The following is a 1,887-nucleotide window of genomic DNA, read 5'->3' as shown; positions in this document are numbered from 1 at the left end:
GCCTGCCCCGCCTGCCGGTCCTTCTCCTGGGACACCGTCGAATCCGCTCGCCGAGGAACCCTGCACAGCTGGACCGTGATCCACCACCCGCAGGATCCGGCCTTCGACTATCCGCTCGCCGTCGGACTGATCGACCTCGCGGAAGGCACCCGGATCGTCGCCGACATCGCAGGTGTCGAACACGATCGGCTCGACATCGGAATGGAGCTCGAAGTCTGCTTCGCCGAACACGCACACGGCGAGATCCTGCCGCAACTGAGACTCCCGAACGGAGGTGCCGCATGAGCTTGCCCGAATGTTCGGTAGGCACCCTGTTGCCGGACCTCGACCTACCCTTGGACCGGACCACCATCGTGGCCGGAGCAATGGCCTCCCAGGATTTCGAAGACGTACACCACGATCCCGGCGCGGCGAACAAGCGCGGAACCCCCGACATCTTCATGAGCATCAATTCGACCAACGGGTTCGTTGACCGCTACATCACCGACTGGGCGGGACCATCCTCGCGCATCCGGCGGGTCTCCCTGCGGCTCGGCGTCCCGAACTTTCCCGGCGACACCATGCGTATGACCGGCGAAGTCACCGCAATCGGCGACGACACGATCACGGTCAAGGTGCTCGGCACCAACGAGCGCGGTGTCCATGTGACCGCCGAGGTCTTCGTGACGCCGCACGAAGGAGGGACACGATGAGCATCGGAGGCTTCTCACGCGCAGCCGCCATCGCAGGTATCGGTGCCACCGAATTCTCCAAGAACTCCGGTCGCAGCGAATGGCAACTTGCCTGCGAAAGCGTGCTCGCCGCGCTGGACGACGCCCGGATCGGCGTCGAGGAAGTGGACGGCTTCGCCCTCTTCACCATGGAAACCAACCCGGAGATCGCCGTCGCGCGTGCACTGGGAATCCCTGAACTGAAGTTCTTCAGCCGTATTCCACACGGCGGCGGCGGCGCCTGCGCCCCGGTGCAGCAGGCCGCGCTCGCAGTTGCGAGCGGAGTCGCGGACGTCGTCGTGGTGTACCGCGCGTTCAACGAACGTTCCGGACACCGGTTCGGGGCGGGGCCCCCGCCGTTCGCCTACAACGCGAACACCGACCAGGAATACCGCAACTGGATCAATCCGTACGGGCTACTCACGCCGGCACAACAGGAGGCGTTCCTCGCGCGCCGCTACATGCAGCAGTACGGCGTCACGAGTGCCGACTTCGGGCAGATCTCCGTACTGTCCCGCAAGCACGCGGCGAACAATCCGAAGGCGTGGTTCTACGGCCGGCCGATCACCATCGAGGACCACCAGAACTCGAAGATGATTGCCGACCCACTGCGCCTGCTCGACTGCTGCCAGGAGAGCGACGGCGGTCAGGCGCTGGTGATCGTGAGCACCGAGCGGGCCAGAGATCTGCCCCCACCCCCCTGCCGTAATTTCTGCGGCGGCGCAGGGCGTGGGTCCTCAGCAGATCTCGATGAGCAGCTACTACCGCGACGACATCGACGTGATGCCCGAGGTCGAACTGGTGGCGAAACAGTTGTGGGCACAGTCCGGCGTCGATCCCGGAGGTATCGACGCCGCAGTGCTGTACGACGCCTTCACACCGATGGTGCTGCTCCAGTTGGAGGAGTACGGGTTCTGCGGCCGCGGTGAGGCCAAGGACTTCATCGCGGACGGCAACCTCGAACTCGACGGCCGCCTGCCGATAAACACCAACGGTGGCCAGCTGGGCGAGGGATATATCCACGGCGTCAACGGCATCGCCGAAGGCGTCCGGTTGATCCGCGGCACATCGGTGAACCAGCCTGCGAAGACACTCGACAACGTGCTGGTTACGGGAGGCTCCCCCCGTGCCGCACAGCGCCATTGTGCTTTCCGTCGACCGCTGACGCAGCGGTCGA

2 protein-coding genes and 1 pseudogene are annotated in these 1,887 nt (G+C 65.0%); all 3 read left to right on the top strand.

What is annotated here, in order from left to right:
* Positions 1-285, top strand: a 285-nt coding sequence (locus R1101_RS0122495) for a Zn-ribbon domain-containing OB-fold protein (protein WP_016935466.1), incomplete at its 5' end; no start/stop codon positions are given.
* Positions 282-692 (top strand): MaoC/PaaZ C-terminal domain-containing protein, encoded by a 411-nt coding sequence (locus R1101_RS0122490; protein WP_016935465.1) that lies wholly within the window; start codon positions 282-284, stop codon positions 690-692. The genes R1101_RS0122495 and R1101_RS0122490, both read left to right, overlap by 4 nt.
* Positions 689-1,875, top strand: a pseudogene (locus R1101_RS28225) (lipid-transfer protein). The gene R1101_RS0122490 and the pseudogene R1101_RS28225 overlap by 4 nt, the downstream one beginning before the upstream one ends.
* Positions 1,876-1,887: the final 12 nt, after the last annotated feature.

The organism is Rhodococcus sp. R1101, from assembly GCF_000278445.1.
Lineage (GTDB): Bacteria > Actinomycetota > Actinomycetes > Mycobacteriales > Mycobacteriaceae > Rhodococcus > Rhodococcus gordoniae.
This window is presented reverse-complemented; position numbering and strand designations above follow the sequence as displayed.